At 34.2% G+C, this 7,344-nt stretch carries 3 protein-coding genes; all 3 read left to right on the top strand.

The window, feature by feature from the left end; translation table 11 throughout:
* Positions 1-171 precede the first annotated feature (171 nt).
* Positions 172-699, top strand: a complete 528-nt coding sequence (locus tag EAI80_RS11020; RefSeq protein WP_238634583.1) for a PTS transporter subunit EIIB — start codon at positions 172-174, stop codon at positions 697-699.
* 11 nt (positions 700-710) lie between these two features.
* A complete protein-coding gene (locus tag EAI80_RS11015; protein ID WP_129982056.1) occupies positions 711-1,535 on the top strand; it encodes a PRD domain-containing protein in 825 nt (274 codons plus the stop codon).
* Between the two features lie 472 nt (positions 1,536-2,007).
* Positions 2,008-7,236, top strand: a complete 5,229-nt coding sequence (locus EAI80_RS11010) for a beta-N-acetylglucosaminidase domain-containing protein (protein ID WP_238634581.1) — start codon at positions 2,008-2,010, stop codon at positions 7,234-7,236.
* The last annotated feature ends 108 nt before the right edge of the window (positions 7,237-7,344 follow it).

Below are 7,344 nucleotides of genomic sequence, written 5' to 3'. Positions count from 1 at the left end.
GTGCTAAAATCACTACATATAGCAAATTTAGTGGCTAAAAACACTATATATAGCAAATTTAGTATCTAAAAACACTTTAATTATCTAACATGATGAGGTCTATTTCTATCCACTATATTATTTGGCGCTTACTTTCTAACAGGTATTACAGAACCATTAGAGTTTTCTTTTATGTTTTTAGCACCTAGTTTATATATCGCCCATGCAGTCATGACAGGAATCATGATGTTTATAGCTGCATCATTTCACTGGCTCGCTGGTTTTAGTTTCTCAGCTGGTCTTATAGACTATATATTGAGTTTTAAGGCACCATTCTCCTATCATGCCAACTATTTGATTCTTTTAGGAGTCATCTGTGGTGTGCTCTATTATATTGTATTTAGAACTATGATTCTTCATTTTAATCTCATGACACTAGGACGTATGAAAGATGAAGTTAGTACAAAACAATCATTTGATTATGATGATTTGGCTATTTGTTTTGTGGAAGCTCTTGGTGGTAGAAGTAATTGTATATCTGCAGATGCCTGTATTACACGTTTAAGAGTAGAGTTAAATGACATACATTCTATTAATAAAGACGAAATATCTCAATTAGGCTATGAACATGTCACAATTGCAGGAAACCATAATGTACAGATATTAGTAGGCACCAATGCCCAGTTCATTGCGGATGCGATGAACGATATATTAATGTAAAGGGGACTATTATGAGAATTATTAAGATTTTCAACAACAATTCCATTGCGGCTATCTCACCAGAATTAGGAGATATTATCCTAACAGGTTCAGGAATAGGGTTCCAGAAGAAGGTAGGGGATAGTGTTGATTCCACTAAAATAGAAAAGACATATATGTTTAAAGAAGACCCTCATAAAAGATTAGAAAGAGATGATGATATCTCTCCTGATTGTTATGAGATGACTGATAAGATTGTCTCTCGTGCAATTAAGAAGCTTAAATCACGCTATTATGGGGAAATATTCCTTACTATGACAGATCATATTTCCTTTGCCTTAAAACGTAAGCAGGAGAATATAAGAATCCCTTATGTCATACTTGGAGATGTAAGTATTCTTTATAAGAATGAATATGAAATAGGTTTATGGGCATTAAGCTATATTAAGAAGAAAACAGGTATTACATTGGATCTAGAAGAAGCCAACTATATAGCCTTGCATTTAGTGAATTTCTCAATGGACAATAATACCCATAATGCGACTAAGATATTAAGCTTTGTGACTGATATTATCGGTATTATTGAAAATAGTATGAAGGTGACTATTTCTCCTCAGTCACTCAGTTATGCAAGACTCTCTACGCATTTAAAATACTTAGCTGAACGTATCTTTACAGGACAGGAAATAAACCTTAAAGATACAACAGAAGACATCAGACAACTATTAAAAGAGAACTTAAGACTCTCAATGTGTATTAATCGTATTGTGAAACATATAAAAGAGAAATATAAATATGATTTATCACCGGATGAACAGACATTCTTGTGTATACATATTAAACGTGTTATGCAGTAAAACTATAAAAAGATGCATGTTGACTTTGATTTTGGCGTAAACTATAATGAATATGAAAGAAGGAACAACCAGTAAGCGGTTGCCCTTGGATTTGTATGTTTGAAATAATTACCTCAAACTTTTGCCGAGAGCGAGGTAGTTATTTTTTTTGCGTTCTTATCAAAAAATCATAATAAACTATTAATTGTTGGCATGATTAAATTATCAGTTTCACGTTCTGCTGACTTCAAATGCCTAAAAATATCATAAAATAAGATATGAAAACGCTTGCTTAATATAATAGATACTGTTATACTAATTGAGTCAATGTGGATTGTTACTCTAAGCAGGCAAGACCAAATAAAGATTATGACATACATTTTTTTGTCATACTTTATTTGGTCTTTATTTTTTGTAAAAATCCATGTTTGAATACTCATTTCATCAACTAGGAGCATGAAATGAGACAAAATATAAAAGAAAGGAGAACATGATGAAAGGAAAGAAAATCATTACTTATGCAGTAAGTTTTCTTGTTGCATTAGGCTGTGTATCAGCTTTTCCAGTGACTGTAAAAGCTGATACAGGGTATGAAGTCTATCCTAATCCACATTCTATGAATTATAGTGATGGGGATTATGAAATGACAAGTCAGGTCAATGTTGTCTATGAAGATGGTATTGATGAAGACACAAAAGCAAGACTAAATGAAGTTCTTGCATTAAAAGGCATGAATGCAAGTATTTCTAGTGAAAAGAAAGCTGGAAAGACAAACATTCTTGTTGGTGTGAAGGGTTCTAAACAATATGTAGATTCACAGTTTGGAACAACTTCAGCAGGTTTATTTGATAAACTTGATTCTTATGCTTTAAAGTCTGATAAAGGCACTATTTCTATCTTAGGTAAAGATACGGATGCTGCTTTTTATGGACTTACAAGCTTATATCACATTTTTAAACAGGTAGAGGGGAAAACAATTAGAAACTTCTCTATCGAGGATTATGCGGATGTTGCAAGCCGTGGATTTATTGAGGGTTATTATGGGAATCCATGGTCAACAGAAGATCGTTGTAAATTGATGGAATGGGGAGGCTATTATAAGCTTAATTCTTATTTCTATGCTCCTAAAGATGATCCAAAGCATAACGCTAAGTGGCGTGACCTTTATACAGAAGAAGAAATCAATACAAAGATCAAACCACTTGCAGAGGCTGGAAACAAATCTAAATGCCGTTTCGTATTTGCCTTACATCCTTATATGAATCACCCAATCCGTTATAACTCTGAAGCAAACTATCAGGCTGACTTAAAGGTTATGCAGGCTAAGTTTAAACAGGTTATTGATGCTGGTGTTCGTCAGATTGCAATTCTTGCAGACGATGCTGGTAACGTAGGTGGTGCTAATTATACAAGAACATTGACAGATATGTCTAACTGGCTTAAAGAATTACAGCCTTCTTACCCTGGCTTAAAGTTGACATTACCATTCTGTACTCAGGAATATATGGGTTATGGTCAGTCTTACTACCGTGACTTCCCTGAAAACGTACAGATTATTATGACTGGTGGACGTGTATGGGGTGAAGTAACTAATAACTTTACTTCTTCATTCACTAATACTGCAGGTCGTGGTCCTTATATGTGGATCAACTGGCCATGTACTGATAACTCTAAGAAGCATCTAATCATGGGTGGTTATACAACATTCCTTCATCCAGGTGTTGATCCTTCTAAGATACAGGGTATTGTATTAAACCCAATGCAGCAGTCAGAACCAAGTAAAGTCGCAATATTTGGTAATGCATGTTATTCATGGAATATCTGGAAAACTGAAGAAGAAGCAAATAAGTGCTATAATGCTTCATTCAAATATGTGGATCATAATGGTTATGAAGAAACTGAAGCATCAACTGCTTTAAGAGAATTATCTAAACATATGATCAACCAGAATATGGATAGCAGAGTGACTCGTTTAGAAGAATCTGTTGAATTAAAAGAAAAACTCAATGCATTTAAGACTAAAATATCTAAAGGTGAAAAGATCACTGATGAAGAATTTGATGACATCATCAACGAATTCACAGTATTACAGAATGCGTCTAAAACTTATCGTGCAAGCGGTAATGAAAGAATCAAGTCTCAGATTGTTTACTGGTTAAACTGCTGGGATGATACAACAAATGCTGCTTTAAACTATATTAAAGGTATTAGAGCTGCACAGAATGAAGAAGACAATGCATCTATCTGGGACTATTATGCCAATGCACAAGCTGCTTTTGAAAAGAGCAAGTCTTATGGTTTCCACTATGTAGACCATTTAGAATATGCTGAAGTAGGTGTACAGCATATCGTACCATTTATTAAATCATTAGATTCTTATTTATCTGAAGTCGTATCTACAATCGTTAATCCAGATAAACAGATTGCGAAATATATCACTAACCGTGAAGATACTCCAGATGGTAAGGAAGATAACATCTTTGATGGTAATGCTTCTACAGAATTAGTTTACAAGAGCCCTAATACTATTTCTGCAGGTACTTATGTAGGTATCAAGTATTCTAAGGCAATTGATGTAAACCATGTCATCTTTAGAATGGGTGCGAACTCTAACCCTAGAGATACATTCTTAAAAGCGAAAGTACAGTATACTACTGATGGTAAGAACTGGACTGATGTCAATGAAACAGAATATGACTTACCAAACAATGTAGAATTAACAGACCTTAACTTAAAAGGTGTTAAGGGTATCCGTATGATTGCGACTGCAGATAAGAGTAACACTTGGTTAGGTGTAAGAGATATCTTAGTTAACCCAACGACTATTCCTTCTACAAGCACTGATAAGGGTACATTATCTATGACTAAGATTGGTGTAAAGGGTGGTTCATTAGATAACTTATTAGATGATAATGAATCTACATATGCGCATTTTGCTGAATCTCCATATAAAGCAGGAGAAATCAAGGACTATATTCCAGTAGATGCAGCAGTGACTCTTACATTCAATAACACTAAGAAGTTAGGTACTATCAATTTCGTACAGGATAGTGGTACTGATAAGATCACTAGATATGCATTAGAATATACAGAAGATGGTACAACTTGGAAAACATTAAAAGAATATGCTGGTGATGCCACTGTTCATTTAAATGTAGAAGGTCAGGATTTGACTGCTAAGGCAATTCGTGTAAGAAACCTTGAATTACATCTTCAGAGTGATACAGCAGGTTATTGGTGGAAGGTAAAGACATTCAACCATACTGATGTAGTGAATGAATATGATGACAAGGCTGTTTATACAAATACAGACTATAAGTTACATTCAAAGAGTACATTAGATCGTACAGATTTAGTGTATACAAAAGAAATGACTTTGGCACCTAAACAATATGTAGGTGTGAAGTTATCAAGAGTTAAAGATCTAAAACAGTTAGAACTTGATTATAGTGGTGAAGTTGTATTAGAAGCTTCAGTGAATGCACATGACTGGGTTGAAGTAAAAGACTTAAACAAGAACTTTCCAGATGCACGTTATGTACGTTTGATCAATAAGAAGAGTTCTGATGTGAAGTTAACTATGAATAAGTTTGTGGTACATTCTACAGAAATCACTGCACCATACGTATATAAGACAACTATGACTATCAACCCATCTTGGGGTGTTGCAGAAGATTCTAGAAACAATGGGGCTGCATTTGATGGCAACATTGATTCTACAACAGAATTTGGTGATTTCCCATTAAAAGGACAGTATATTATCTATGACTTAGGTCAGATGAGAAATATCGATAAGATTGCAATGTATTGTCAGGATAGTGCCTATAACTATATTAGAGATGGTATTATCAGTGTTTCTAGTGATTTAGAAAACTGGACAGATGTTGTGACAATTGGTGATGGTGTTGAAAACACTGGTGATTCAATGGTTAAATGTATCGATTCTGATGCAGGATATAAAGCATCTAGTACATATCCTAATAAGGTATATGTATCAGGTACTGCAGAACATGTACCAGCTCGTTACTTAAGAATCCTATTTACTGCATCTAACCATTCTAGAGCTGTTGTATTCAACGAAATCATGATCAATGATGGAGAATATGCGCCTGAAGATAATGACCCTACATTTGATTCTAATGTCACAGAAGCAAAAGGTTATAAACCCCAGTATATGATTGATGGTGACCTTTTAACAGCTTATAAACCAGGATCAAATAAAGCGGGTTATATCACTTATACTCTTTCTGATAAGCTTGATGTAAAGAAATTCAATATTATCCAGAAGGGTGAAATCAGCAATGCTAAGGTATATGCATTAATTGATAAAGAAGTAACAACTAGAAATGTACCTGAAGAAGATAAAGAATGGGTACAGTTAGGTACTTTAAGAAAATCTTTAATTGAATTCTATATCCCTCATGGTAATGTATATAAGTTAAAGTTTGAATGGGAAGAAAATCATATTCCTACTATTTCTGAAATTATCACATTAACTGATGATAAATATAAGAGTGAATGTGCTAAGGACCTGAAGAACTACATTGACTCTTTACATGTAGATGAAGATAAGTACACTACAACAAGTTATAAAGCATATAGTACAGCAAGAACTCACGCATTAGACGTATATAACACTCAGATGGGTGAAAAGGATGCCTTAGAAACTGCAAAAGCTGACCTTAAAGCCTCTTTTGATGCATTAGTTGTACGTGGTGATTTAAAAGCTCTCGATCAAGAAATTAAAGATATTGAAAAGCTTTCTAAAGATGACTATACAGAAGAAAGCTATAACGCTCTTATGAAAGTAAAAGCAGATGCTGAAAAACTTGTTAAGAACAAGGATGCATCTGTTGATGAAGTCAATGAAATGTTAGAAGCATTACGTAATGCGAAAGCTGCTCTTGTTACGAAGACTTCTATCAGCAAGAAGACATTAAGAGACTATATCGATTCGAATAATTTGAAGACTCTTGATACTTCACTTTACTTAACTTCAACAGTTAAGCCTTTCCAGGATGCTTTAAAGAACGCAGAAGCTATCTTGAATAAAGAAGATGCAACTGTTTCTGAAATTGAAGAAGCTTATGCGAAACTTCAGGAAGCAAGAAAGAACCTTGTATTAAAGGCATCTGATGCAGAAGTTAAGGTATTAGAAAATAAAGTCGCTTCATTCAAGGAAGAAGACTATACAGCTTCTAGCTACAAGGCATTCTTACCAGTATTAGAAGAAGTGAAGGAAGCATTAAAGGCTGAACATACAAGTGAAGAAATCACTGCATTGACTGAAAAGTTAGATACAGCTTCTAAGAAACTTGTAAGAAGAGGCAATACTGCTGAACTTGATCTATTACTTGCTCAGGCTAAGAATACAGATAGTAAGTTATATACACAAAAGAGCTATAAGAACTTACTAGAAGTCATCAAGGCTATTGAGGAAGAACTAGAAAATAAAGAAGAATTAACTCAGGAAGAAGTAGATGCACTTACTAAGAAGTTAAGTGATGCGGTGGCTCAGTTAGAAAAGAACCCTGAAATTACTCCAGAAACGCCTTCTAAACCATCTACACCTTCTACACCTTCTAAACCTGGAACTGGTACTGAAACAACTAAACCAAACAAAAAACCACAGACTGGTGATTCTACTATGTTAGGTTTCGCTGCATTCTTTAGTATGATTTCATTATTAGGTTATGTTCTTTTAAAGAAGAAAGAAGCATAAGATAAGGGAAGAACTTCGCAAGAGGTTCTTCTTTTGGTAATTTAAAATAACTAGGGGTTTCCTAAATTTTAATTATTACGCAGTAAGGGGTGAATCTCACCCCTTATT

The sequence above is a fragment of the Catenibacterium sp. co_0103 genome (genome assembly GCF_004168205.1).
Classification (GTDB): Bacteria; Bacillota_I; Bacilli_A; order Erysipelotrichales; family Coprobacillaceae; genus Catenibacterium; species Catenibacterium mitsuoka_A.
This window is presented reverse-complemented; position numbering and strand designations above follow the sequence as displayed.